19 protein-coding genes and 2 pseudogenes are annotated in these 25,329 nt (G+C 60.3%); 10 read left to right on the top strand and 11 right to left on the bottom strand.

Going from position 1 to position 25,329, the window contains the following annotated elements:
• Window positions 1-76 precede the first annotated feature (76 nt).
• Window positions 77-1,918 (top strand): dihydroxy-acid dehydratase, encoded by a 1,842-nt coding sequence (gene ilvD / locus K1567_RS17970; protein WP_034101306.1) that lies wholly within the window; start codon window positions 77-79, stop codon window positions 1,916-1,918.
• Between the two features lie 142 nt (window positions 1,919-2,060).
• On the opposite strand, the gene K1567_RS17965 is transcribed toward ilvD, so the two are convergent.
• Complete coding sequence (locus K1567_RS17965; protein WP_034115371.1) at window positions 2,061-3,122, bottom strand: hypothetical protein; 1,062 nt, start codon at window positions 3,120-3,122, stop codon at window positions 2,061-2,063.
• 241 nt (window positions 3,123-3,363) lie between these two features.
• Here K1567_RS17965 and K1567_RS17960 point away from each other — a divergent pair, with 241 nt between their 5' ends.
• Window positions 3,364-4,755, top strand: a complete 1,392-nt coding sequence (locus K1567_RS17960; RefSeq protein ID WP_220698736.1) for an L-cystine transporter — start codon at window positions 3,364-3,366, stop codon at window positions 4,753-4,755.
• Between the two features lie 78 nt (window positions 4,756-4,833).
• Here K1567_RS17960 and K1567_RS17955 read toward each other — a convergent pair whose 3' ends face one another.
• The gene (locus tag K1567_RS17955) at window positions 4,834-5,346 is read right to left on the bottom strand and encodes a dihydrofolate reductase (RefSeq protein ID WP_220698735.1); all 513 of its coding nucleotides are present in this window, start codon (window positions 5,344-5,346) and stop codon (window positions 4,834-4,836) included.
• 69 nt (window positions 5,347-5,415) lie between these two features.
• Between K1567_RS17955 and K1567_RS17950 the strand changes: the two genes are divergently transcribed.
• Both K1567_RS17950 and K1567_RS17945 read left to right on the top strand, forming a co-directional pair.
• Complete coding sequence (locus tag K1567_RS17950; RefSeq protein WP_220698734.1) at window positions 5,416-6,795, top strand: DUF2868 domain-containing protein; 1,380 nt, start codon at window positions 5,416-5,418, stop codon at window positions 6,793-6,795.
• A complete protein-coding gene (locus K1567_RS17945) occupies window positions 6,788-8,155 on the top strand; it encodes a DUF3482 domain-containing protein (RefSeq protein WP_034101312.1) in 1,368 nt (455 codons plus the stop codon). Before K1567_RS17950 ends, K1567_RS17945 begins: the two co-directional genes overlap by 8 nt.
• Here the strand turns inward: K1567_RS17945 and K1567_RS17940 are convergent.
• The 7 genes from K1567_RS17940 to K1567_RS17910 all read right to left on the bottom strand — a co-directional run bounded on the left by K1567_RS17940 (window position 8,146) and on the right by K1567_RS17910 (window position 17,151).
• Window positions 8,146-8,706, bottom strand: a complete 561-nt coding sequence (locus tag K1567_RS17940; RefSeq protein WP_169867596.1) for a phosphonate degradation HD-domain oxygenase — start codon at window positions 8,704-8,706, stop codon at window positions 8,146-8,148. The two genes, K1567_RS17945 and K1567_RS17940, sit on opposite strands and share 10 nt — an antisense overlap.
• Window positions 8,706-9,839 carry a TIGR03364 family FAD-dependent oxidoreductase gene (locus tag K1567_RS17935; RefSeq protein ID WP_034115375.1) on the bottom strand — a complete coding sequence of 378 codons (1,134 nt, stop codon included), beginning with the start codon at window positions 9,837-9,839 and terminating at the stop codon, window positions 8,706-8,708. The genes K1567_RS17940 and K1567_RS17935 overlap by 1 nt, the downstream gene beginning before the upstream one ends.
• Before the next feature lie 119 nt (window positions 9,840-9,958).
• On the bottom strand, window positions 9,959-10,981 hold the full coding sequence (locus K1567_RS17930; RefSeq protein ID WP_034101316.1) for a putative 2-aminoethylphosphonate ABC transporter substrate-binding protein: 1,023 nt from the start codon (window positions 10,979-10,981) through the stop codon (window positions 9,959-9,961).
• 22 nt (window positions 10,982-11,003) lie between these two features.
• Complete coding sequence (locus tag K1567_RS17925; protein ID WP_169867599.1) at window positions 11,004-12,716, bottom strand: putative 2-aminoethylphosphonate ABC transporter permease subunit; 1,713 nt, start codon at window positions 12,714-12,716, stop codon at window positions 11,004-11,006.
• Window position 12,717: 1 nt separating this feature from the next.
• Window positions 12,718-13,782 (bottom strand): putative 2-aminoethylphosphonate ABC transporter ATP-binding protein, encoded by a 1,065-nt coding sequence (locus tag K1567_RS17920; protein ID WP_034101318.1) that lies wholly within the window; start codon window positions 13,780-13,782, stop codon window positions 12,718-12,720.
• A gap of 237 nt (window positions 13,783-14,019) precedes the next feature.
• Window positions 14,020-14,883 (bottom strand): LysR family transcriptional regulator, encoded by an 864-nt coding sequence (locus K1567_RS17915; protein WP_040266943.1) that lies wholly within the window; start codon window positions 14,881-14,883, stop codon window positions 14,020-14,022.
• A 15-nt stretch (window positions 14,884-14,898) separates the two neighbouring features.
• Complete coding sequence (locus K1567_RS17910) at window positions 14,899-17,151, bottom strand: heavy metal translocating P-type ATPase (protein ID WP_220698733.1); 2,253 nt, start codon at window positions 17,149-17,151, stop codon at window positions 14,899-14,901.
• A gap of 85 nt (window positions 17,152-17,236) precedes the next feature.
• Here K1567_RS17910 and cadR point away from each other — a divergent pair, with 85 nt between their 5' ends.
• Window positions 17,237-17,677: a Cd(II)/Pb(II)-responsive transcriptional regulator gene (gene cadR, locus K1567_RS17905; RefSeq protein WP_034101321.1), complete on the top strand. Its 441-nt coding sequence runs from the start codon at window positions 17,237-17,239 to the stop codon at window positions 17,675-17,677.
• 85 nt (window positions 17,678-17,762) lie between these two features.
• Here the strand turns inward: cadR and K1567_RS17900 are convergent.
• Window positions 17,763-19,139 (bottom strand): annotated as a pseudogene (locus tag K1567_RS17900) (IS3 family transposase).
• 155 nt (window positions 19,140-19,294) lie between these two features.
• Between K1567_RS17900 and K1567_RS28045 the strand changes: the two are divergent.
• Complete coding sequence (locus K1567_RS28045) at window positions 19,295-19,597, top strand: transposase (RefSeq protein WP_040267329.1); 303 nt, start codon at window positions 19,295-19,297, stop codon at window positions 19,595-19,597.
• An 8-nt stretch (window positions 19,598-19,605) separates the two neighbouring features.
• Entirely contained in the window at window positions 19,606-20,430 is an 825-nt protein-coding gene (locus K1567_RS17895) for an IS3 family transposase (RefSeq protein ID WP_405045956.1), read from the top strand.
• A gap of 133 nt (window positions 20,431-20,563) precedes the next feature.
• On the opposite strand, the pseudogene thyA reads toward K1567_RS17895, so the two are convergent.
• Window positions 20,564-20,851 (bottom strand): annotated as a pseudogene (gene thyA / locus K1567_RS17890) (thymidylate synthase); the annotation flags it as partial.
• A gap of 274 nt (window positions 20,852-21,125) precedes the next feature.
• Here thyA and K1567_RS17885 point away from each other — a divergent pair.
• From K1567_RS17885 to K1567_RS17875, 3 genes are all read left to right on the top strand, one after another.
• A complete protein-coding gene (locus K1567_RS17885) occupies window positions 21,126-22,184 on the top strand; it encodes a hypothetical protein (RefSeq protein WP_220698732.1) in 1,059 nt (352 codons plus the stop codon).
• Between the two features lie 108 nt (window positions 22,185-22,292).
• Window positions 22,293-23,891 (top strand): ATP-dependent endonuclease, encoded by a 1,599-nt coding sequence (locus K1567_RS17880; protein ID WP_220698731.1) that lies wholly within the window; start codon window positions 22,293-22,295, stop codon window positions 23,889-23,891.
• Window positions 23,884-24,981 (top strand): UvrD-helicase domain-containing protein, encoded by a 1,098-nt coding sequence (locus K1567_RS17875; protein WP_220698730.1) that lies wholly within the window; start codon window positions 23,884-23,886, stop codon window positions 24,979-24,981. Before K1567_RS17880 ends, K1567_RS17875 begins: the two co-directional genes overlap by 8 nt.
• The last annotated feature ends 348 nt before the right edge of the window (window positions 24,982-25,329 follow it).

The raw sequence follows: 25,329 nt of genomic DNA, 5'->3' as shown, positions 1-25,329 counted from the left end.
CTATTTCTGAGTGTTCCAGACGTCAATAGAAGCTCACTCCCCTGTTTAGTACCTGATTAGCCGCCCGGAGTGCTCCATGCCAGATTACCGCTCGAAAACATCCACCCACGGTCGCAACATGGCCGGCGCCCGCGCATTGTGGCGCGCCACGGGGATGAAAGATGACGACTTCAAGAAGCCGATCATCGCGATTGCCAACTCCTTTACTCAGTTCGTACCCGGCCACGTCCACCTCAAGGACCTGGGCCAACTGGTCGCCCGCGAGATCGAACGCGCCGGTGGCGTGGCCAAGGAATTCAACACCATCGCCGTGGACGACGGCATCGCCATGGGCCATGACGGCATGCTGTATTCGCTGCCGAGCCGCGAGATCATCGCCGACTCCGTGGAATACATGGTCAACGCCCACTGCGCCGACGCCATCGTATGCATCTCCAACTGCGACAAGATCACCCCCGGCATGCTGATGGCCGCCCTGCGCCTGAACATCCCGGTGATCTTCGTCTCCGGCGGCCCGATGGAAGCCGGCAAGACCAAGCTCGCCTCCCACGGTCTGGACCTGGTGGACGCCATGGTCATCGCCGCCGATTCCAGCGCTTCTGACGAGAAGGTCGCGGAATACGAGCGTAGCGCCTGCCCGACCTGCGGTTCATGCTCCGGCATGTTCACCGCCAACTCGATGAACTGCCTCACCGAGGCTCTCGGCCTGGCGCTGCCGGGCAACGGCTCCACCCTGGCCACCCACAGCGACCGCGAGCAATTGTTCCTGCAAGCCGGCCGTACCATCGTCGAGCTGTGCAAGCGTTACTACGGCGAGAACGATGAGTCGGTATTGCCGCGCAATATCGCCAACTTCAAGGCCTTCGAAAACGCCATGACCCTGGACATCGCCATGGGCGGTTCCACCAACACCATCCTGCACCTGCTGGCCGCGGCCCAGGAAGCCGAGATCGATTTCGACCTGCGCGATATCGACCGCCTGTCCCGCCATGTGCCGCAACTGTGCAAAGTCGCGCCGAACATCCAGAAGTACCACATGGAAGACGTGCACCGCGCCGGCGGGATCTTCTCGATCCTCGGCTCCCTGGCCCGTGGCGGCCTGCTGCACACCGACCTGCCGACAGTGCACAGCAAGACCATGGCCGAAGGCATCGCCAAGTGGGACATCACCCAGACCGACGACGAAGCCGTGCACACCTTCTTCAAGGCCGGCCCGGCGGGCATCCCGACCCAGACCGCATTTAGCCAGTCGACCCGCTGGGACACCCTCGACGACGACCGTGAAAACGGCTGCATCCGCAGTGTCGAGCACGCCTACTCCAAGGAAGGCGGCCTGGCCGTGCTGTACGGCAACATCGCCCTCGACGGCTGCGTGGTCAAAACCGCCGGCGTGGATGAGTCCATCCATGTGTTCGAAGGCAACGCCAAGATCTTCGAAAGCCAGGACAGCGCCGTACGCGGCATCCTCGCCGACGAAGTCAAAGAAGGCGACATCGTGATCATCCGCTACGAAGGCCCCAAAGGCGGCCCGGGTATGCAAGAGATGCTCTACCCAACCTCGTACCTGAAATCCAAGGGCCTGGGCAAAGCCTGTGCGCTGTTGACCGACGGCCGTTTCTCCGGCGGCACCTCGGGCCTGTCCATCGGCCACGCTTCGCCGGAAGCTGCTGCCGGTGGCGCGATTGGCCTGGTGCAGGATGGCGACAAGGTGCTGATCGACATTCCGAACCGCTCGATCAACCTGTTGATCAGCGACGAAGAACTGGCGGCGCGCCGGGTTGAGCAGGACAAAAAAGGCTGGAAGCCGGTTGAAAAACGTCCACGTAAAGTGACCACCGCGCTGAAGGCTTATGCCCTGCTGGCCACCAGCGCCGATAAGGGTGCTGTGCGTAACAAGGCGATGCTCGACGGTCTGTAAGACCTGCGCCCATAAAAATGCCCCGCCAAGTGCGGGGCATTTTTTTTTGCCTGGCCAAATCTCAATGCCAGCGCGCCAGTTAGCACATTTGCAACTGAACTACTGCAATCGGGGGCAAGCCCCCTCCCACATTTTTGAGCAGTTACTGGATTTCATCCGGCTTGACGATCACCCAGTTCTTGTCCGCCGTCACCGGCAAGCCTTCCTTGGCCTGGGCCGCGGCGTGCTTGGCCATCATGCCGTTGAGCTGGGCCATGTATTTGTCCTTGCGGTTGACCCACAGGTGGATACCGCCCTTGGCCACGTCCACATCGTGGAACAGCATGTAGCCGTCGCTGGTCGGGGTATCGCCGCCGACGATCACCGGCTTTTTCCATTCGTCGATGTAGGTGAGGATCGCCGCGTGCTTACCGGCCATCCAGGTCGCCGGGGTCCACAGGTAGGGGGTGAGCTCCAGACCGAGGTTGGCCTTCTCGTCATACTTGCCGGCGCTGATCTGTTTGCGCGCGGTGGTCAGTTCGCCGGTCTTGCGGTCCTTGAGCAAAGTGGTCACGCCAATGACGTTCTCGGGTTTGACGTTGTAGCCGTACTTCGGATCGGCAGCGACCATGCGCACCAGCTCTTCGGAAGCGGCGGTCATCACGTAAACCTCGATGCCGTTTTCCATCAGCTTGTTGTACAGCTCGGCCTGGCCGGTGAAGACTTTCGGCGGCTGCACTTCGGACGTCTTGACCACATCGCCTTCGTAATAACTGACCGGCACGGGCTTGCCGGAGGCCATCAGTTCGTCGACCTGGACCTTGAGTTCCTTGAGGGTGAAGCCGGAGAACACTTGGGCGACCCATGGGTAGCAGACCATGTCGTCCACTTCGCACAGGCGATAGTAGTAACTGAACAGGCTTTCCTTGTGGTCGGCAGTGTCTTTGAACGGCATCAGCTTGAGCGATGGATCCAGGCTTTCGCGGGTGATGAGCCCCTTGTTTTCCATGTAGGGCAACAGCGACTCTTCGAGGTCGTAGCGGTAGCTGGTGTTGTCCATGTCGAACACCGCGAAGTTACCTTTATTGGCATTGGCGGCGATCATCTCGTTCAGTTGCTTGGCGGCCGGGGCGGGCCAGTGTTTCAACTCGGTGGCGGCGAACGCCTGGCTGGCCAGGCCAAGGCAGAATGCGGCGGATACCAATAGTGTCGGCGCGAGCTTCATAGGCGTTGTCTCCCTGAGTGAAAGACACCGACGCTAGCAAATCCCTGTGACAATTCCCGCTTCGAGCGCGACCGCACGCGTCCCGTTTCCGCCAAGGCCATGCGCGTGAGCGTCAAACACTTATTCCAAAAACGACAGTTACCATTCCATATCGGTATTAATTCATTATTTATCAAGCTGTTAGGCTCCCCGGTTCGCAATCGCAGGCTCAGGCGATTGGCGCCCTCACAATGGAGTTCAAATGAATCTGCCGCTGATTCTCAACCTACTGGTGTTCCTGGCCCTATTGCTGGGCCTGGCACAAACCCGCCGCACTCAGTGGAGCCTGGCCAAAAAGGTTCTATTGGCGCTGGTACTGGGCGTGGTGTTCGGCGTGGCGCTGCATACCATCTATGGCGCCGGCAACCCGGTGCTCAAAGCCTCCATCGGATGGTTCGATCTGGTCGGCAATGGCTACGTGCAACTGCTGCAAATGATCGTGATCCCGCTGGTATTTGCCTCGATCCTCAGCGCAGTGGCGCGCCTGCATAACGCGGCGTCCCTGGGCAAGATCAGCTTCCTGACCATCGGCACCCTGCTGTTCACCACCGCAATTGCGGCGATGATCGGTATCGGCCTGACCAACCTGTTCGGCCTCACCGCCGAGGGCCTGGTGGCCGGTACTCAGGAAATGGCGCGCCTGCAAGTGATCCAAAACGATTACGCCGGCAAAGTCGCCGACCTGAATATCCCGCAGCTGCTGCTGTCGTTCGTGCCAGCCAACCCATTCGCCGACCTGGCGCGGGCCAAGCCGACGTCGATCATCAGCGTGGTGATTTTCGCCGCGTTCCTGGGGGTGGCCGCGCTGCAACTGCTCAAGGACGATGTGGAAAAAGGCCAGAAAGTGCTCAATGCCATCGACACCCTGCAAGCCTGGGTGATGCGCCTGGTGCGCCTGGTGATGAAGCTCACGCCCTACGGTGTGTTGGCGCTGATGACCAAGGTCGTGGCCAGTTCCAACCTGCAAGACATTATCAAGCTCGGTAGCTTTGTGCTGGTGTCCTATCTGGCGCTGGGCCTGATGTTCGTGGTGCACGGCCTGCTGTTGTCGGCGGCCGGGATCAATCCGCTGCGCTTCTTGCGCAAAGTGTGGCCGGTGCTGACCTTCGCGTTCACCAGCCGCTCCAGCGCAGCGACCATTCCCTTGAGCATCGAAGCGCAGACCCGTCGACTGGGCATCCCGCAGTCCATCGCCGGTTTCGCCGCCTCGTTTGGCGCCACCATTGGCCAAAACGGCTGCGCAGGCCTCTACCCTGCCATGCTGGCCGTGATGGTGGCGCCGACCGTGGGCATCAACCCGCTGGACCCGCTGTGGATCGCGACCCTGGTGGCGATAGTGACCTTAAGTTCGGCAGGCGTTGCCGGCGTGGGCGGCGGCGCGACCTTTGCCGCGCTGATCGTGCTGCCGGCGATGGGCTTGCCGGTGTCACTGGTGGCGCTGCTGATTTCCGTGGAGCCGCTGATCGACATGGGCCGCACGGCGTTGAACGTGAACGGTTCGATGACAGCCGGTGCGATTACCAGCCAGATCATGGGACAGACGGATAAGGGGTTATTGGAGGCGGATGAGCATGCGCAGTTAGCGCAGGCCTGATAGACCGCAATCGGGGGCAAGCCCCCTCCCACATTTGGCGTGCATATCAATGAGGGAGGGGGCTTGCCCCCGATGCTTTTAGGCTTTTTCCCAGACTTCAAAGTTGTAGGCTGGCTTGTCGCCCTCAGCCGCATTCTCAGCATTCGACACCAGCGTCCACTGGCTGCGGTCAAACTCCGGAAACCACGCATCCCCTTCCGGACTCAACGCCACCCGCGTCAAATACAGGCGGTCGGCCTGCTCCAGGCCCTGCGCATACAACTGCGCGCCGCCGATCAACATCAGCTCGTCCACGCCCTGCTCCAGTGCCCATGCCTCGGCGCGCTCGACGGCGGCCTCCAGTGACGGAAAAACTTCCGCACCTTCAAGCGTCAGGCCGGTCTGACGGCTGACCACCAGGTTCAAGCGCCCCGGCAGCGGTCGGCCCAGGGAGTCCCAGGTTTTGCGCCCCATGATGATCGGCTTGCCGAGGGTGGTGGCCTTGAAATATTTGAAATCCCCCGGCAAATGCCAGGGCATGCGGTTGTCGACGCCGATCACGCGGTTTTCACCGAGGGCTGCGATCAGGCTTAGAGGGAGAGTTTTTTTCATGGCGACGAGAATACCAGAGCCGCGAGTCAGCGGTTATGCTCCAGGCTCACTTGCTCAACAGGACAGCGCGTGACTGCACTGAACTCGCTCCACACACTCTGGCTGACCGAAACCGTGCGCCTGCGTGAAGAACACGCCGGCAACCTCGAAGACTTGGAAGCCAACCGCCTGGCCCGCGCGGCCGGAGGCGACCTGCCAACGCGCATTCAACGCCGCGCCTTGCACCTGGCCGAGCGCGATGGCCTGGTGGTCGCCCTTACCCGCTGGTTACAAGGCGCGCGCCTGGCCCTGGTGCTGCTGGCGATATTCGCGGTGGTCAGCGGCGCCGGCCTGGCGTTTGCCGCGCTGGGCAACGGATCAGCGCCAGTGAACGTGTTCTGGGCCTTGGGCAGCCTGCTCGGCCTGAACCTGATTCTGCTGATCAGTTGGGCCTTGGGCCTGCTATTTGCCGGCGAACATAGCGCCAGCCTCGGGCGCCTGTGGCTGTGGCTCAGCGAAAAATTCGCGCGCGATGCCAAGGCCGCGCAGTTGGCACCGGCCCTGTTACTGCTGTTGCAACGGCAGAAACTCAATCGCTGGGCCGTAGGCGTACTGGTCAACAGCCTGTGGCTGCTGGCATTGCTCAGTGCAATGGTGATCCTGCTGACATTACTCGCCACCCGTCGCTACGGCTTCGTGTGGGAAACCACCATCCTCGGCGCCGATACTTTCGTGGCCGTGACACAAGCACTGGGCACCTTGCCTGCCCTGCTCGGCTTCAATGTGCCGACTGTAGAGATGATCCGCGCCAGCGGGGACTCCGCCCTGAATATCGAGAGCGCCCGCCAAGCCTGGGCCGCCTGGCTGGTCGGTGTGTTGCTGGTCTACGGCCTGCTGCCGCGCCTGGTCCTAGCCCTGCTGTGCCTGTGGCGCTGGAAGCGCGGGCGCGCCGCCCTGCGTCTGGACCTCAACCTGCCCGGCTATAGCCAACTGCGCGAACGCCTGATGCCGAGCAGCGAGCGCCTTGGGGTCAATGATGCTGCGCCCGAACACCTGCACGTCGTCACTGGCGGCGTCAGTGAACAGCACAGCGCCGGCGCCCTGTTGGTAGCCATCGAGTTGGACGACCAATACCCCTGGCCGCCCAAACTGCCCGCCAACGTCAGTAACGCCGGCATCCTCGACAGCCGCGAATCGCGCCACAAACTCCTCGAACAACTCAGCCGCTTCCCGCCCGCGCGCCTGGCCATCGCCTGCGACCCTCGGCGCTCGCCGGATCGCGGCAGCCTAGCGCTGATCGCCGAACTGGCCCGCAGCGCCAGCGCCACCCGCGTCTGGCTGTTGCAAGCGCCGCCCGGCCAGGCGCTGGACGCCGAGCGCCTGGGCGACTGGCACAACGCGCTGCAACAGCTCGATCTTCCCTTCGCCGACTGCGCGCCGCTGAACTGGCTGGAGACCGGTCATGACTAAGCCTCTGAAACTCGCCGTGGTCGGCCACACCAACGTCGGCAAAACCTCGCTGTTGCGCACGCTGACTCGCGACGTGGGCTTCGGCGAAGTGTCCCATCGCCCCAGCACCACGCGTCATGTGGAAGGCGCACGCTTGTCGGTGGACGGTGAAGCCTTGCTGGAGCTGTACGACACGCCCGGCCTGGAAGATGCCATCGCCTTGCTCGATTACCTGGAACGCCTGGACCGCCCCGGCGAACGCCTCGACGGCCCGGCACGCCTGGCGCGCTTCCTGGAAGGCAGCGAAGCGCGCCAACGCTTCGAACAAGAAGCCAAAGTGTTGCGCCAACTGTTGGCCTCGGACGCCGGCCTGTACGTGATCGATGCCCGCGAACCGGTGCTGGCCAAGTACCGCGACGAGCTGCAGGTGCTGGCCAGTTGCGGCAAGCCGTTGTTGCCGGTGCTCAACTTTGTCAGCAGCAGCGACCACCGCGAGCCCGATTGGCGCGAAGCCTTGGCCCGCCTGGGTTTGCATGCGCTGGTGCGCTTCGACAGCGTGGCGCCGCCCGAAGACGGCGAACGGCGTCTGTATGAAAGCCTGGCGCTCCTGCTGGAAAACGCCCGGCCGCAGTTGGAGCGGTTGATGCTCGATCAGCAAGCCCAGCGCCAGGCTCGCCAGCAAAGCGCCGCGCGGTTGATCGCCGAGCTGCTGATCGACTGCGCCGCGTGCCGGCGCAGTGTGGTCAGCGAGGACGAACACAACGCCATCGGCGAACTGCGCAAGGCCGTGCGCCAACGGGAACAAAAGTGTGTGGAAGCCTTGCTCAAACTGTTCGGGTTCCGCCCCCAGGACGCCGCCGCCAGTGATTTACCGTTGCTGGACGGGCGTTGGGGCGACGACCTGTTCAACCCGGAAACCCTCAAGCAACTCGGCGTGCGCGTCGGCGGAGGCATCGCTGCCGGTGCGGCGGCCGGCGCGGGGGTGGACCTGCTGGTCGGCGGCCTGACCCTCGGCGCCGCCGCCCTGGCCGGCGCCATCGCTGGGGGCGCGCTGCAAACCGCGCGCAGCTACGGCAATCGCTTGATGGGCAAGCTCAAGGGCCACCGCGAGTTGACCGTGGACGACAGCGTGCTGCGCCTGCTCGCCCTGCGCCAACGCCAGTTGCTCAAAGCCCTCAACCTGCGCGGCCATGCGGCGATGCACAGCATCAAAGTCGACACACCCCAGGACAAAACCTGGCGCGAAGGCAAATTACCCGACGCCCTGCATAAGGCCCGCGCCCACCCGCAATGGTCGTCCCTCAACCCTCACGCCAAACTGAGCCAGGCCGAGCGCCAGGAACAGATCGACGCCCTCGCCGAGCGCCTCGATCAGGACTGAGCCGTCAGCAACCGCCGAGCCTTGGCTTTGAGCCATGCAAGGTCGAGCAGCGGCACGTTGGCCTGCTTGGCCTGCTCATCCCAATACCGCAGACGCACACTCACCGCGCAGAGCGGGTCCTGTTCGAAGGCCCGGGCCTCGACGGCACTCATCACGCCGCCTTGATACGCCAGGGTGCGGCGGCTGGCCTCGCTCAGTTGTGCGTAGTAGTCGGGCTGGCTGAAGGTCAGGTAACGCTTGGCCTGGACGTGATATTCCACAAGCCTGGCCAAGCGTTCGCTGAAACCGGCCCGGCGCAGGTAATCCGCCCCCAGCCGCTCATGACTGACCACGCCGTAACCGCCCATGCTCTCGGCACGTTGGTCGCAGAGATGGCCGATATCGTGGAAAAACGCCGCCAATACCACTTCGTCATCGAAGCCTTCGGCCACGGCCTGTTGCGCGGCCTGGGACATATGTTCGATCTGCGACACCGCTTCGCCGATGTAGTCCGCCGTGCCGTGCTGTTCGTAAAGCCCGAACACCTCGTCAATCACCTGTTCAGGATGCATCACGCCTCACCCCACAGTGCCGCGACGTTGCGCTCGCCCAGCGCCGGCCCCACGCTCATGCCCACGCCGGTATGCATCAACGCGGCACTGACCCCCGGCGCCGCCCGTACGAAAGAAAACGGTCCCGGCCCGCGCGCGCCATAGACCCCCTGCCAGCGCTCGACCACCTGGATCCCACAGCCCAGGGTCTGCTCGGCCAGTTCGAGCATCCAGTTGTCCACCTGTTCGCCGTTGAAGGGCGACGCATCCAGGCCGTAATCATGGGAATCGCCGATGATCAGCTCGCCATAGGGCGTAGGACTGATCAACAGATGAATTCCGTGCTCGTGCAGGTGCGGCGCTTCGCGCAGGATTTGCGCCTGAACCGCCGCCGCTTCCGGTAAGTCGGCAAATGCGCCGTAATGCACGCAACTGAGACCCGTAAGCAAGGCATGCTGCAGGTTCAGATTCAGCGCCGGTCGCGCCCGCAGCATTTGCAAGCGGCAGATACTCGGATGCAGTTCGGCCAACGCTTCGGCCAATAAGGTTTGGTAGTCATGGCCGCAACAAACGATGATCTGTTCGCCGCGAAAGCTGCCGGCGGTGCTGTGCAACAGGCCCGGCTCGACATCGCGCACCAGGGTGGAAAAGTGAAATTCCACGTTCAGGTGCTCCCTCAGGTAGCGGATCAGCGCCGGGAGCGCCTCGCGTGAATACAGTTGCTGATCGTCGCGGCCATGCAAAGCGGCCCGGTGATGGCGGAACTGGCCGCCGTACAAATCGCGCATCGCCGCACCTTGCAGCAGCTCCACGTTGTACCCGTGTTCCTGCGCGCGCCCGGCGCAGAAGGCTTCCAGCAGGTGTTCTTCCGCTTCGGTGCGGGCGAACAGGTAGGCGCCGTTGCGCTTGAGTTGCAGACCCGCCACCTGAGCCCAATGCCCCCAGATAGCACGGCTTTGCCGCGCCAGATCGAGCATCGCTCCCGGTGGCTGGCCAGTGACCAAAGCCTGGCCGAAGTTGCGTACCGAGGCGCCCAAGGGCGTAGCGCTGCGTTCGAACACCTTGACCTTGAGGCCGCGTCGAGCCGCGGCGTAGGCGTGGGACAGGCCAAGGATGCCGGCGCCGACAATCAGTAGGTCGCTGTGCTGTGTCATGTAGTGATGTCCTGTTTTCAAGACCGCTATCGGGGGCAAGCCCCCTCCCACCTTTTGAATGCCTTTCAATGTGGGAGGTGGCTCGCCCCCGCTAGGACCTTCAGCCAAAACCCGAGTAATTACTGGCCCGCGACCTTCTCCGACTTACCGTCATAGCGCTTGCGCCATTCGGCCAGGATGCTGTCGCGGTTTTTCGAAGCCCAGGCAAAGTCATTCTTGATCAGGCGTTGTTCGTAGTCGGCCGGCAATTCGGTCTGCGGCTTGGCAATGCCCGGCTGGGCGAGGACTGCGAAGTTGTCTTTGTACAGCTCCATGGCTGCGGGGCTGGCTGAGAAGTCGGCGAGTTTTTTCGCCGCATCGGCATGGGCAGTGCCTTTCATCACGGCGGTGGCTTCGATGTCCCAGCCCAGGCCTTCCTTGGGCAGGATGATGTCCAGTGGCGCGCCCTGGCGTTTCAACTGCACGGCTGGGTATTCGAAGGAAATCCCGATCGGAAACTCACCGGAAGCCGCCAACTTGCACGGCTTGGAACCGGAATGAACGTACTGGCCGATGTTCTGGTGCAGGTCGTCCATGTACTGCCAGCCTTGCTTCTCGCCATAGGTCTGCAACCAGGCGCTCACATCCAGAAAGCCGGTGCCGGATGAGGCCGGGTTGGGCATCACGATCTTGCCTTTGTACTCAGGCTTGGTCAGATCTTGCCAGCTCACCGGCTTGGTCAGGCCCTGCTTCTCGGCTTCGACGGTGTTGAAGCAGATTGTCGCGGCCCACACGTCCATGCCGACCCACGCGGGCGGGTTGGCAGGGTCGCGGTAATTCTTGCCGATCTTGTCCAGGTCCTTCGGCGCGTAGTTGTCCAGCATGCCTTGCTGGTCGAGGATCGCCAGGCTCGATGCAGCCAGGCCCCACACGGCATCGGCTTGGGGGCGGTCTTTTTCGGCCAGCAGCTTGGCGGTGATGATCCCGGTGGAGTCGCGCACCCATTTGATTTCGATATCGGGGTTCGCCTGTTCGAAGGCCTTTTTATAGGTCTTCAACTGCTCGGCTTCGAGGGCCGTATACACGGTGAGATCAGTTTTGGCGAAGGCATTCAGGCTGAATGCGGTGAGTACGGCAGCGACCAGCGCCAGGGGCTTGAACATGAGGAACCTCCTTCAGGGTTGTTTATTGGCCGGGCGCGCTCTGGCGCCAGGCTTGGGAGCGACGCAGCGCGCCGCGCGATGCCCACGCCAGCAGCAACGAAACGCTGGCCGAGGTGAACAGGATCAGGGTGGACATGGCCGCCGCACCGCCCACATTGCCGGCGTCGTCCATGTTCAACACGGCGACGGCGGCAAGGATGGTGTCGGGGCTGTAGAGGAAAATCGCGGCGGACACGGTAGTCATCGCCGACACGAACAGGTAGCGCACGATATCCAGCAAGGCCGGCAGGCAGATCGGCACCGTGACTTTCAGGTAATGGCGGTACAGCGGCGCCTTGAGGGACAGCGCGGCGGCTTCGAATTCGGCATCGAGCTGACGCAGCGCGGTGGTGGCGGTCATCTGCGCGGTGGTCAAATAGTGAGCAATGGTGCACACCACCAGCAGAGTCATGGTCCCGTAGAACACATGCAGCGGGTTGCCGTTGAGGTTGAAAAAGAACACGTAGCCCAGGCCCAGCACCAACCCCGGCACCGCCATCGGTACGAAGCTGAGCATGCGCAGCGCTAGGTTGAGGTGCTTCTGGCCCTTGGTCTTTTCCATCAGATAGGCGCCGCTGAAGATCAGGACGCTGCCGATTACGGCCGTACACAGCGCCATGGTCAGGCTGTTGCGGTAGGCCAGCCAACCACCGCCGGCGGTGTCCTCGAACTGGTAATGAGCGAGGGACAGCGACAGGTTGTACGGCCAGAACTTCACCAGGGAGGAATACACCGCCATGCCGAATACCAGCAGCAACACCGCGCAAATCAGCAGCACGATGGCCAGGTAGCAACCGTCCCTCAAGCGCGACGGCGCCGGGCGGAAGACTTGGGTGCGGCCGCTCATGGCATCGCCGTGGCGACGGCGCAACCAGGCGTCCACAGCGAAGCTGAACAGCGCCGGCAACAGCAACACCATGCCGATCAACGCACCGCGACCGAACTGCTGCTGACCGACCACCGCCTTGTAGGCTTCCAGCGCCAGCACCTGATAATCGCCGCCGACCACCACAGGCACGCCGAAATCGGTGATGGTCAGCGTGAACACCAGGCAGAACGCGGCGAACACCGCCTGGCGCGTGGCCGGCCAGGTGATGCTGCGAAACGCCCGCGCCGGGCTGGCCCCCATACTTGAGGCGGCATCGAACAGGCGCGCATCGGCCAGCGAGAGCGCCGACAGCAAAATCATCAGGGCGTGTGGGAAGGTGTAGATCACTTCACCGAGCACGATGCCCCAGAAGCCGTAGATATTTTCCGCGATCAACCCGCGCAACAGGCCTTGGTTGCCGAACAGGTACACCAGCGCAATGCCCGGCAACATCGACGGCGCCATCAGCGGCAACAGCGACAGACCGCGCCAGATCGCTTTGCCGGGGATCAGCGTGCGTTGCAGCGCGTAGGCAAACAGGTAGGCCAGCGGTACGACGATGGCCGCCACGCTGAGAGAGACTTTCAGGCTATTGCCCAGCAACCAGTGGAAGTTGGCGCTGGTGAGCAGTTCCCGCGCCGCGACCAGGCCGCCACCCTGCCCGGCCTCGTTGCTGAAACCACGCCAGAAAATCGCCAGCAACGGCAGCAACACCGCGACACTCAGCAAGCTCAGCCAGAGCCATTTGCCGCCGACCACAAAAATGCGGTCGCCCCACTCGGCACGGGACACCTGACGCGTCGCAGGCAAGTTCATCACTGCGGCCATCTCAGGCAAACACCTGTAGGCTGCGCGGCGGCAAAGCCACCCAGATGTCCTGGGCGCCCAGGCGCGGCATGGCTTCGGGGGCGAGTTCGGCCAGCAGCGGATGACCGGGCAGGTGCTCCAGCTCAAAGCTCATGCGGCAGCGGTTGCCGAGAAAGGTGATCTCACGGACCTTGGCCGGGAAGAGGTTTTCTTCGTGCACGGGAGGGTTGACGCTGATCGCTTCCGGGCGGCAGAACAGCCGACCGGACTCGGCTCTACCGGCGTCATCGGCCAGGCGCATCGTCATCCCGCCGACCTGGGCATGGCTGATGCTGTTGCGGCTGAACGGCAACCAGTTGCCCTGGCCGACAAACTCCGCCACGAACGGCGTGGCCGGGTGGTCGTAGATTTCCTGCGGCGTAGCGTATTGCTCGACCTTACCGTTGTTCATCACGGCAATGCGGTCGGCCATCAACATGGCTTCGTCCTGGTTATGGGTCACCATCAAGGTGGTGATGCCCAGGCGCCGTTGCAGCTGACGCAGTTCGGTGCACAAGTGCTCGCGCACCCGGGCATCGAGGGCCGACATCGGCTCATCCAGCAGCAGCAACGACGGCGCCGGCGCGAGCGCGCGGGCCAGGGCGACCCGCTGCTGCTGGCCGCCGGAGAGTTGACCGGGGTACTTCTTTTCGCTGCCCACCAGGCCCACCAGCTCCAGCATCTGGCCGACACGCTGGCGCACTTCGTCGCGGCCGCTGCCGGTGAGGCCATAGCCGATATTCGCTTCGACGGTCAGGTTGGGAAACAGTGCGTAGGACTGAAACAGAATGCCGTAGTCCCGGGCCTGCGGCGGCAGCAGGGAAACGTCACGGCCGCCCAAGTAAAGTTCGCCATTGTCCTGGCGCTCCAAGCCGGCAATGCAGCGCAACAAGGTGGTCTTGCCGCAGCCCGACGGGCCCAGCAGGCACACCAGTTCGCCGGCGGCGACGTCCAGGGAGACGTTGTCCAGCGCGGTGAACGCACCGAAGCGCTTCTGGATACCGCGCACTTTCATGGGCGCGCCGGGTTGGGTCAGGGCTGTGTTCATGGTGGCACCTCATCAAACGGATGAAGGCCATGCTAGGCAGGCAATGCGTCGCTCTTGTGGCAGGAAGGCAAAACGCGGCGATAGTGGTATTCGCAGATTTGTGTAGGACTCTTCGAACTGAGTTGCTGGGGTATCGCCAATCGGGGGCAAGCCCCCTCCCACACTTAAAGGCATTCACAATTCAACATGTGGGAGGGGGCTTGCCCCCGATTGGCCCTCCAGGCCGCCAAAAAAAGCCTAGATTGGCGACATTTCCTGGGCCAACCCCAAAAACGCCGCTGGCAGACGCGCAGCCTTTCTTTCCTTGAGGCAGTACAGATACTCCGGAATCTGCGGCGCATGCTCAAGGGTCAGCACCTTGAGCTGCGGGTCATGGGGCACTTCCTGGCGGGCGATGATGCTGATGCCGATATTGCGCAACACCGCCTCGCGGATCGATTCACGGCTGCCGATTTCCAGCAGCGGCCCGTAGTTCACGCCAGCGCCGCGCAGCATGTCTTCGGTCAGGCGGCGTGTGGTGGAGCCAACCTCGCGCATCAACAGGGTGTGTCCGGCGAGCGCACTCAACGGCACATGATCGAGTTTGGCCAGGGGATGGTTGCGATGCACCGCCAGCACCAGCGGGTCGGTGCCGAGGACGCGGCGGATCAGCCGTGGGTCGTCGAGCAGCTGTGAGGACGCCGCCACATCGACGCGGTAGTCATCCAGCGCTTCGAGCACCTGCTGCGAGTTGCCGATTTCCACCGACACCTCCACTTGGGGTAGGCGCTCGCGAAAGGCTTTGACCAGATCCAGGATGTAGTACGGCGCCGTTGCGGCAATCCTGAGTGCGCCCTGGACCTGACCGTTGTTGCGCAGGAAAAACTCGATATCGGCTTCCTGCTGCAACAGCGTCTTGACCATCGGCAACAGCCGTGCGCCTTCGTCGCTGACGGTGAGGCGGCGCCCGCCGCGATAGAACAGCTCGACGCCGTATTGGCTTTCCAGGTTGCGGATCTGGGTAGTGACCGTGGGCTGGCTCAGGCCGAGCTTTTTCGCCGCCTGGGTAATGCTGCCCAGGCGGGCGACCATAAAAAACGCCTTCAGCTCGGCACTCAGCACACCACCCTCTCTTGTCTATTTGCGCAGCAGGCGCAGGCCATTGAACACCACCAGCAGGCTCACGCCCATGTCGGCAAACACCGCCATCCACATGGTGGCCATGCCCATGAACGTCACCGCGAGGAAGATCGCCTTGATCACCAACGCCAGGGCGATGTTCTGCTTGAGGATACTCGACGTTTGCCGCGACAACCGAATGAATGCCGGAATCTTGCGCAGATCATCGTCCATCAACGCCACGTCGGCGGTCTCAATGGCGGTGTCGGTGCCGGCAGCGGCCATGGCAAAGCCGATTTCGGCGCGGGCCAGGGCCGGGGCGTCGTTGATGCCGTCGCCGACCATGCCCACCCGACGGCCTTGGGTGTAGAGGGTTTCGATGGCGTGGAGTTTGTCGGTGGGCAGCAAATCGCCCTGGGCTTGATCGATACCTACCTGCGCCGCAATCGCCTGGGCGGTGTGGGTGTTGTCGCCGGTGAGCATCAGGGTCTTGATGCCCAATTCATGCAACTGCTGGATGGCTTCTCGGCTGCTGTCCTTGACGGTGTCGGCCACGGCGAACAGCGCCATCGGGCCGGATTTGTCCAGTAGGAGCACGACCGACTTGCCTTGTTTCTCCAGGGCGAAGAGTTTCTCTTCCAGCGCTGGCGAGCACAGGCCCAGGTCCTCCACCAGGCGGTGATTGCCCAGGTGATAGGTTTCGCCGTTGATATCGCCTCGCACGCCGCGCCCGGCCAGGGCCTCGAAGTTATCCACAGTATGGGTCGGCAGGTTTTTATCCACAGCTGCGTTGGCGATTGCCAGGGACACGGGGTGGTCGGAACGCCCCGCCAGGCTGGCGGCGAGGGCCGGCGCGCTGTCTTCGACAGTGGGGAACAGCGCCAGGTAGTCGGTTTGCACCGGTTTGCCGTGGGTGATTGTGCCGGTCTTGTCGAGGGCCAGGTAATCGAGCTTGTAACCGCCCTCCAGGTACACGCCACCCTTGATCAGGATGCCTTTGCGCGCCGCAGCGGCCAGGCCGCTGACAATGGTCACCGGCGTGGAAATCACCAGCGCACACGGGCACGCGACCACCAACAGCACCAGCGCGCGGTAGATCCAGTCGAACCAGGCGCCGGCCATGAACAGCGGTGGAATCACTGCAACGCCGAGTGCGAACAGGAACACAGCCGGGGTGTAGATCTTGGAAAAACTGTCCACGAAGCGCTGGGTCGGAGCCCGCGCGCCCTGGGCTTGTTCCACCGCGTGGATGATCCGCGCCAGGGTGGAGTTGTTGGCCACCGCCGTCACGCTGTATTCCAGGGAACCGGCCTGGTTGATGGTGCCGGCGAAGACTTTATCGCCCACCGTCTTCTCAATCGGCAGGCTTTCACCGGTAATCGGCGCCTGATCGATAGTGGATTGACCCGCGGTCACCTCACCGTCCAGGCCGATGCGCTCACCGGGCTTTACCCGCACCACAGCGCCCAGTTCGATGCTTTTAACCTCCTGTTCAACCCAACTGCCGTCCGGCTGCCGCACGGTGGCCTGTTCCGGGGTCATCTGCATCAAACCGCTGATGGCATTGCGCGCGCGGTCCAGGGACTTGGCTTCGATCAGCTCGGCCACGGTAAACAGGAACATCACCATCGCCGCTTCCGGCCATTGGCCGATAAGAATCGCGCCGGTGACCGCGATACTCATCAGCGCGTTGATGTTCAGATTGAGGTTTTTCAGGGCGATCCAGCCCTTTTTATAGGTGCCAAGGCCGCCGCTGAGGATCGACACCAGCGCCACCAAGGCAATCACCCAGGTCGGCGCGGCATTGGTGAAGTGCAGCACTTCGGCGCCCAACGCCCCAAGACCCGACACGGCCAGCGGCCACCAATGTTTCTTGGCCGGGGGAGTAGCTGCGGGCGCGCCCTCTTCGATGGGGTCGGCTTGCATGCCGATGGATTTGATCGCATCGATAATCGGCGCAGTACTCGGCAGGTCATGGGTGACGCCGAGAATGCGATTGATCAGGTTGAATTCCAGCTGTTGCACGCCAGCGAGCTTGCCCAGCTTGTTCTGGATCAGCATCTGCTCGGTGGGGCAGTCCATGGCTTCGATACGGAAGGTGCTCAGGCGCGAACCGGCGGTGGGTGCTTCGCTCAGTGTCACCACCGCAGGCGCGGGGCCACCGGAACAGCAGGAGCCGCCGTGGCCGTGATTGTGTACGGGCGTGAGTTTTTCAGTGCCATGATCGTGGGTGTGATCATGTTTATGCGGGGTGTGGTGGGAATCGCTCATGCTGTGGCGTCCGTAAGAGTGCTTGTTGCCAAGTAAAGACCCTGTAGCCACTATAGGGTCAAGCACCCATTTGGAGATTGCTGCGATGAAGATCGGCGAACTGGCCAAACTCACCGACTGCCCGGTGGAGACCATCCGTTACTACGAGAAGGAAGGCCTGCTGCCGCCCCCGGCGCGCACCGATGCCAACTACCGCGTGTACACCCAGGCGCACAGCGAACGGCTGGTGTTTATCCGCAACTGCCGCAGCCTGGACATGACCCTTGAGGAAATCCGCAGCCTGCTCAGCCTGCGCGACAGCCCTCAGGACCAGTGCGAAAGCGTCAATGCGTTGATCGACGAGCATATCCAGCATGTAAAGACGCGCATCGACGGGCTGCTGGCCTTGCAGGAGCAATTGCTGGACCTGCGCCAACGCTGTGGGGGCGGAGATCACTGCGGGATTTTGCAGCGGTTGGAGGTCAACGGCGGAGTGCTGGCGAGCGAGGCCGAGCCCTCACACGTAGGCAGGAGCCACGGGCATTGACTCAAGCGAACACTATTCAAATGTGGGTGGGGGCTTGCCCTGGATGCGGAATTGAAGTGCGCCCCAAAAGTTGGACAGTAATTGTCTAGGCTACAGCGGAACGGGCTCTGTACTCTACAGGGCTCAGTCCGCCAAGCTTCGTTTTGATTCGCTTATGGTTGTAGTAATGGATGTATTGATCCAGTCCAGCCTGCAACTGAGCCTCGTTGTCGAAGCTTTCGCGGTAGTAAAACTCTGACTTCAACGTGCCGAAGAAGCTCTCCATCGTGGCGTTGTCATAGCAGTTTCCTTTGCGTGACATGCTTTGTTCCAGCCCCGCCTGTTCTAGTCGCTCGCGATACTTCGAGTGTCGATAGTGCCAGCCTTGATCCGAGTGCAGCATGGGTTTAGCGCCCTCAGGCAGGCGCTCGAGCGCTCGCTCCAGCATGTCGCCAACCAGGGCATATTGGGGGCGTATGGCGGTCTGATAAGCCACGATTTCTCCGTTGTATAAGTCCAAGATCGGCGACAAATACAGCTTTTTACCTGCCACTTTGAACTCGGTGACATCCGTCACCCATTTCTGATTCGGCTTCTCGGCTTCGAACCGACGAGCCAAGGTATTGGGTGAGATTTCTCCCATCGGCCCTTTATATGCTCTGTATTTCTTGGGTCGCACCGTGCATTTGAGCCCCAACGCTCCCATCAATCGTCGTACCGTTTTACCGTTGATCTGTAGTCTTTCTTTACGCAGTTCCAGCGTCATACGGCGGTAGCCCAGGCGCCCTTTATGCTCTTGCTGAAGGCTCTGGATCGAGGCTTTGACTGAGACGAAACGGTCCGCAACGCCCATGACCTTGAGTTGGTAGTAGTACGTGCTTCGCGCCAGCCCTAGCAGTTTGAGCAGGTCCGCCAGCGGAAAGTCTTGTCTCAGCTCAGTGACTATTCGAGCTTTTTCTTCGCTTCGTTCTCCCGCCTGATCACCGCCTCGCCTAACTCCCCAAGCTTTTTTAGGTAGGCGTTCTCCATGCGCAAATACTGAAGTTCATCCAGCAAGGCTTTGTGCGCAAGCTCCTCTTTTGTAAGGGGGGCGGCAGATTTACGCAGTTTGGCAGGTGGCTTTGGCATAGCGGTATTCAGTCCTTTTTTCCCTGAGGCCAGGGCTTCAATACCGCCACTGTAAATACTGCTGCTGCCATCTGCCCACTTGGGTGGAGTCACCCAGGTTGAAAAGCGCCGCTGCGCGGCGCAAGGAGAGGGAGTCGCGCCACATGCGTTGCAGAACGGAAAACTTGAACAGCGCGCTGTAACGCCCACCGGCACTGCTCAGGCTGGCCTCACCGTGCAGCCGGTAAGCCTCCACCCAACGGCGAAGCAAGGTGGGGTCCATTTGAAATTGAGCGGCGATACGGCGAAAACCCCGGCCTCGTTCAAGAAAAGCAGTAATGGCGGAAAGCTTGAACTGCGTCGTGTACTTGCTCATGAAAAAGCCCCAAGAGTTGGATAGGTGTCCAACTTTTGGGGCGCACTTCAAATTTCAGCTGACCTACCGCAATCGGGGGCAAGCTGAACTGGCCTAATGATTTTGGACACTTCAATCGGGCGCTATGATGGCGCCCAAATCTGAGGTGTTTGGATATGCGTAAATCTTATTCGAGTGAGTTCAAGCTCAAGGCTGCCAGCATGGTGCTGGACGAAGGCCAGCCGGTTACCGAGGTGTGTGCCAGTTTGGATATAGGCCCTACCGCCTTGCGTCGTTGGGTCGATCAGGTACGCAAAGAGCGTTTGGGCTCGACGCCGGTAGGCGCCAAGGCGATTACCGCCGACCAGCGAGAAATTCAGAGGCTCAAAGCCCTGCTCAGGGAGAAAGACCTGGACATCGAAATCCTAAAAAAGGCCAGTGCTCTCCTGCTTTTGGACGCCAAAGATCATTCACGCTGATCGATGAGTTGGACGAGCAGTACGGCGTTAATCGGTGTTGCCGGGCGTTCGGCGTCAACCGCAGCAGCTTTTACGCTTGGCGTCAGCGCCAAGGTAAGGCTAACCCTCAGCGAGAGCAGCTTAAAGCCGCGCTGGTCAAGCATCACAAGGCATCGCGAGCTTCTGCGGGAGCGAGGACTTTGGCGAAGGAGCTGCAAGAGAAAGGGCATCGCATCGGCCGGTACTTGGCTCGCAGTTTGATGCGCGAAGCGGGGATCGCCAGCCGCCAGCGCCGACGCCATAAGTACAAATCGTCCGGCGTAGAAGCTTTGGTGGCACCGCACGTGCTCAAGCGTGAGTTTGATGTCACGGCGGTCAATCAGGTGTGGTGTGGCGACGTGACGTACATCAAGGTCGGCAAGCGGTGGCTGTATTTCGCTGCGATTCTGGATTTGTTCGCCCGTCGGATCGTGGGCTGGTCGTTTTCGATGATTTCCGATGCCACGCTGACCTGCGAGGCTTTGCGGATGGCGGTTGAGCTCAGAGGTCGTCCTAAAGAGGTGCTGTTTCATTCAGACCAAGGCTGTCAGTACACCAGTCATAAGTTCAGGAATGAGCTGCTGGCGCATGGCCTGCGGCAAAGCATGAGCCGTAAAGGTGAATGCTGGGATAACGCTCCGATGGAGCGTTTCTTTGGAAGTTTGAAATCAGAGTGGGTGCCCGAGACGGGTTACGCATCAGAACATGAGGCCCGAGCAGACGTGCAGCGTTATGTCTCGCGCTACAACATCACCAGGCCCCACAGTTACAACGATTACCGGTCGCCGGTCGTCAGGGAGAGACTGGCGGCATGAACCTTAAATGGTGTCCAAGAATACTTGACCAGTTCAAGCCCCCTCCCACATTTGACAGCGTGAGGCTCTAACCCTCTCCCACTTCGGACAGCGTCAGGTTCTAGCCCCCTCCCATATTGGACAGCGTCAGGCTCTAGATAGCGACATCGGCCTTGATGCTCGGATCGGCGTCGTAACCCACGATCTCGAAGTCTTCGAACTTGTAGTCGTAGATCGACGCAGGTTTACGCTTGATCACCAATTCCGGCAGCTTCTTAGGCGTGCGCGCCAGCTGGGTCCGGATCTGTTCCATATGGTTGCTGTAAGCGTGGGTGTCGCCGGTGGTGACGATGATCTCGTGGGGGATCAGGTCGCACTGTTGAGCCAGCATATGGGTCAGCAACGCCAGGGCGGCGGTGTTGTATGGCAGGCCGTCGAACATCAGCCTCCCCACTTACTGCACATTACGTTCTAATCCGATGCTTTCCAAGCAATTCTGTATATGTGCATTATAGCTATTGCACGATATGGTATCAAGCTTTTATTGAAAAAAATCTAGTAGGCAAAGATCAATCTATGCCATTACGACACTACTCCTTAGACCTGATACTGAGTCCCTACCGAGCGCCCCCAAAGCCCGTAAGCCCGCATATGCCAACCCCCCAACCCTAGTCGTCGAAATGGTAGCCTTGGGCACGTCATTCAAGGAGGAAACCATGCGACTCGATCAGATGCCTTACCACTCTGCGCCCACCCTGGCGGTACTACCATTCCGCCGATTCCACATCGGCTGGGTATGGCACCTGCGCGCCTTGAAACTCTTCCCCGAGTCGCAGCTAGCGTGGAAGCGATACTTTTTTGACAACGGGAACGGACATGCCAGAGGAGCGGTGTTCGCAACCTATGCCGAGGCCATGAGCGCTGCCGATGAGTTCAACCAAGGCATTCATGACCGGGTCAGACAGGCTGTGAACGACCCGCAGCTTCAAACTTCCACCATCCTGAAAGTCGAGAAAGCCCTGACAGCTGGGCGTCGAATTCGAGACGAAGAAGAGCTGATGGAGCGCGAGGCCATCAAGCGAAATGCCCAGCTACCTCCCCCGGCCATTCAAGACCTTGAACTTCCCAAAGGCATCGAGCGCCTGCGTGAGCCTTTATCAAAGCAACTCGACGTCGCTCCATACCTTCACCTCGCAGCTTTTCCAGAACTCAAAGTCTGCCTGCACCGTACTGGGGAACTGAAATGGGAATACCTTGGGGCTTTGAACACAAAGCTGTCGCAGGCATGCTTTCGTGAGTCAATTGCCAGGGGCTACGGTTATTCGGGGTTCGATCATTGGGGCCAAACCAAAGCACTGATTCGCGAACAATTGCTTCCTCGGGCAAATAAGCTGCTTCAGTTGGCCAGCGTCAGACAATTACTGGCCGAGGCGAGGAGCCGAGGACAAAGCGTACTTGTGATTGGAAGCTTCGTCTTCTGGTATGAAGAGGATGGCGTGCCTCAATGGGTGGTGAAGAGCACGGGTGGCGAATCCAGTGGCGGCGAAGGCAATACCCTATGGCACGAAGGCACCATTCTGTCGAAAAACCATGGCCGCATCGTAGTGCTTCCGTACGTTAAGGCAAACGGCGAGCACGTCCAGGGCCACACGAAGAACTCAGCACACGACGGAAAGGCGCTGCCACGCCACCCCGACCAATACGTCACCCTTCCTTTCGAGATCCTGGACGGCGATCTCATGATTGGGTTATTTGGTGAGTTGCACTACGAGTAATGCGCTGAGCAAGCACCAGGGCTTTGAACATCGCGCAAAGTCCTTGGAAAATTAAAGCCCCAAAAAAAACACGACCCCAAGTCCCTACTCTCGACCTAAGGACAGCAGATGATCACGAAGATCAAAATCCAAGGCTATCGGATCTACGGCGACTTCACGCTGCTGCCCAACAAGGATCTCAACATCCTTGTGGGTGGTAACGACGCAGGGAAGTCGACCCTGATGGAGGCGATTGGTCTTGCGCTCAACGGGCGTATCGGTGGCCGCTCCGCTCAGGAAGAGCTGAACCCATATTGGTTTAATAAACAGGTGGTCGATCAATTCCTGGAGGATTGCGTCTGGGATGAAAACCCAGCTCTTCCGGAAATCCTGATTGAGCTATTTCTGGAAAATCTGCCTGAATTGCAGTTTCTCTGTGGCGCGATCAACAGCGACAGGAAGACGAATGCCTGCCCCGGTATCTCGTTCAAGGTCATCCCCAATCCTGAGTACCACGAGGAGCTGACCCAATGGCGTATCAACCCAAGCGCACTGATACCCGTCGAGTACTACAAGATTGAATGGCGTACCTTTGGGGATGAGGTACTGACTCGGCGCCCACGGCAGCTCGCCGTTGCGACTATCGATTCCCGTACCGTCCGCTCGACCTCTGGCATCGACTACCACCTGCGCCAAATCCTCAGTGACCATTTGGAGCCGGGCGAGAAAGCCAAGATCTCCCAGCATTACCGCGAGATCAAAGAGTCCATGACCTCTGACTCATTGGGAGAAGTGAACAAACGCCTGAAGAAAATTCGAGCGCCACTGGATAACCAGGAGATGGCTTTGGCCATGGATCAAAGCGCTCAATCTTCCTGGGAGGGGTCGGTCACACCACACGTGGATCATGTGCCTTTCGCGCTGGCAGGCCAAGGGCAGCAAGCTTCGATCAAGATTTCGCTGGCCATGCAGCGTATGTCCGAGCACACCAGCATTGTGATGATTGAGGAGCCTGAGAATCATCTGTCGCATACGAGCTTGACCACGCTGCTATCTCGCATCGAGGAGGCTGCAGGCGAGCGGCAGTTGTTCATCTCGACCCACAGTGCCTATGTGCTGAATCGCCTAGGTCTGAGCTCCTTGCTCCTCCTGCATCGCGGCAAGGCATCTCACATCGAGGCACTTGATCCAGACACGGTCGGCTATTTTCAAAAGCTCCCAGGCTTCGACACGCTGCGGATGGTGTTGGCTCACAAGCTCGTCTTAGTAGAAGGCCCTTCAGACGAGATCCTGTTCGAGCGCTTCTTCAGAGACCTCTATGGTAAACACCCGATGGAGCTGGGGATTGACGTGATGAGCATGCACGGGCTGACGTTGAAGCGCTGCCTGGAACTTTGTACGGCCATTGATCGGCCCGTTGCCGTGCTTCGAGACAACGACGGAGAAGATCCAGAAATCCTTAGGGAAGCTGTCACCGAACTGCTCGAAACAGGAAAACGCGAGCTCTTCATCGGAGCGAAAGAAGCGGGCAAGACGCTGGAGCCGCAATTGATGGCGTGCAACAGCGATGAGTCTCTGCGCAAGATTCTTGAGGTCACTGATCGGGCCATTCTTGGCAAATGGATGTCGAGAGAAAAAACGGAAGCGGCACTTCTCATCGCTAACTCCAAGGAAACTGTCAACGCCCCGTCATACATGACCGCAGCAGCGAAGTTCATCCATGGCTAACAATTACCTGACCTTGGCAGTTGCGGGAGCACGTAAGACTCAAGGCCTAGTTGAGCACTGCAAGGCATTACCAGCCGATCGCAAAATCCTGCTGATCACCTTCGCACAGGCCAATCAAATCGAGTTGCGCGAGCGTGTGAGGCGGTATGTCGGAGACCGCTCCAGCTTGGAGATCTCTGGGTGGTTCAGCTTCCTGCTGCGTCATTTCGTCAAACCCTTTGTGCCATTTGCATTCCCCGGCAAGCGCTGCAGGGGCTTCAATTTCGAAGGTGATCCAGGACGATACGCCGTCGATGAGAATCGATTTTTTGACTCGTCGGACAGCGTGTACGCAAAGGAATTAGCACGCTTGGCCTACCAACTCATTGGCCAAAGCGGCGGGGCTTTGATTCAACGCCTCGAATGCCTCTACGACGAAATACTCATCGACGAGGTGCAGGATCTTTCGGGTTACGACTGGGACATTCTGGAAGCGCTTTTCGGCACGAGCATAGCTATACGGCTCGTTGGGGACGTCCGGCAGGCGGTCTTGTCCACCAACCCCCGTGGCCAAATGAAGAAGGCGTTTGCCTACTCGAAATCAATTGCATGGTTCAAAAAACAGCAGAAAGCTGGCCGGCTTGAAATCAACTTCAGCTCTGTGACTTGGAGGTGCTGCCAGACGATCGCTACTTTTTCGGACACGATCTTCGAGGCGAGCTGGGAGTTTCCGGAAACGACCTCTCAGAATCACACGATCACACCCCACGATGGTGTGTTCCTAGTGAAGAAGACTCATGTCCGTCGGTACGTTGAGACATTCCAACCCCAGTGCCTGCGCAATAGCATCAGCTCGGGCAAGGAATTCGATTTTGACTATATGAATTTCGGAGTATCCAAAGGACAGACTTTCAACCGCGTACTAATCTATCCGACTGTCCCTATCGGCAAGTTCATCAGCAAAGGGGAGTATCTCGTGCCCCTATCCGCAGCCGATTTCTATGTGGCGGTCACACGGGCCGAGCAGAGTGTTGCGATTGTCTTGGATAAACCAGGGGCGTCACAGATCCCCTATTGGCAGCCACCTGTCGATGCTTCACCGGCAGATTGATACCTGGCTGTGTTACAGCTGAACTTATCTGGGGCCGGCGTCCTATAGATTGAGGGTGGCCAAACGCGGCCTCTCGCAGGGGCGCTGCAGGACGTCCTGAGACTTGATTTATCGCGATACGGGTGGCTGAACGTAAAGCGCTGCGCTAGTTGGGAAATTGCATTTGCAGTGCACTTGACCATATGCTCATATTTGGTAGGGATGGGCTTGAGACCTAGGCTCGTAGTTTTGGATTGGACTTAGTTAGATTACCTAGAATAGAGATGGGAGGCATCACCTGCGGCGTGCCATCGATAATACACATCCACTCCAAGTATTGGGCGTCGACATCTTTCCGTCGCCATGCCC

Origin of the sequence: Pseudomonas sp. S5F11 (assembly GCF_019641515.1) — a bacterium.
Classification (GTDB): domain Bacteria; phylum Pseudomonadota; class Gammaproteobacteria; order Pseudomonadales; family Pseudomonadaceae; genus Aquipseudomonas; species Aquipseudomonas rhodesiae.
Note: the sequence above shows the minus strand (reverse complement) of the source record. Positions and strands in the feature narration are given on the sequence as shown.

What these genes read in the sequence shown, in the direction of transcription:
- ilvD (WP_034101306.1), top strand. Translation starts at nt 77, where the DNA reads ATGCCAGATTACCGCTCGAAAACATCCACCCACGGTCGCAACATGGCC.
- K1567_RS17965 (WP_034115371.1), bottom strand. Translation starts at nt 3,122, where the DNA reads ATGAAGCTCGCGCCGACACTATTGGTATCCGCCGCATTCTGCCTTGGC.
- K1567_RS17960 (WP_220698736.1), top strand. Translation starts at nt 3,364, where the DNA reads ATGAATCTGCCGCTGATTCTCAACCTACTGGTGTTCCTGGCCCTATTG.
- K1567_RS17955 (WP_220698735.1), bottom strand. Translation starts at nt 5,346, where the DNA reads ATGAAAAAAACTCTCCCTCTAAGCCTGATCGCAGCCCTCGGTGAAAAC.
- K1567_RS17945 (WP_034101312.1), top strand. Translation starts at nt 6,788, where the DNA reads ATGACTAAGCCTCTGAAACTCGCCGTGGTCGGCCACACCAACGTCGGC.
- K1567_RS17940 (WP_169867596.1), bottom strand. Translation starts at nt 8,706, where the DNA reads ATGCATCCTGAACAGGTGATTGACGAGGTGTTCGGGCTTTACGAACAG.
- K1567_RS17935 (WP_034115375.1), bottom strand. Translation starts at nt 9,839, where the DNA reads ATGACACAGCACAGCGACCTACTGATTGTCGGCGCCGGCATCCTTGGC.
- K1567_RS17930 (WP_034101316.1), bottom strand. Translation starts at nt 10,981, where the DNA reads ATGTTCAAGCCCCTGGCGCTGGTCGCTGCCGTACTCACCGCATTCAGC.
- K1567_RS17925 (WP_169867599.1), bottom strand. Translation starts at nt 12,716, where the DNA reads ATGGCCGCAGTGATGAACTTGCCTGCGACGCGTCAGGTGTCCCGTGCC.
- K1567_RS17920 (WP_034101318.1), bottom strand. Translation starts at nt 13,782, where the DNA reads ATGAACACAGCCCTGACCCAACCCGGCGCGCCCATGAAAGTGCGCGGT.
- K1567_RS17910 (WP_220698733.1), bottom strand. Translation starts at nt 17,151, where the DNA reads ATGAGCGATTCCCACCACACCCCGCATAAACATGATCACACCCACGAT.
- cadR (WP_034101321.1), top strand. Translation starts at nt 17,237, where the DNA reads ATGAAGATCGGCGAACTGGCCAAACTCACCGACTGCCCGGTGGAGACC.
- K1567_RS28045 (WP_040267329.1), top strand. Translation starts at nt 19,295, where the DNA reads ATGCGTAAATCTTATTCGAGTGAGTTCAAGCTCAAGGCTGCCAGCATG.
- K1567_RS17885 (WP_220698732.1), top strand. Translation starts at nt 21,126, where the DNA reads ATGCGACTCGATCAGATGCCTTACCACTCTGCGCCCACCCTGGCGGTA.
- K1567_RS17880 (WP_220698731.1), top strand. Translation starts at nt 22,293, where the DNA reads ATGATCACGAAGATCAAAATCCAAGGCTATCGGATCTACGGCGACTTC.
- K1567_RS17875 (WP_220698730.1), top strand. Translation starts at nt 23,884, where the DNA reads ATGGCTAACAATTACCTGACCTTGGCAGTTGCGGGAGCACGTAAGACT.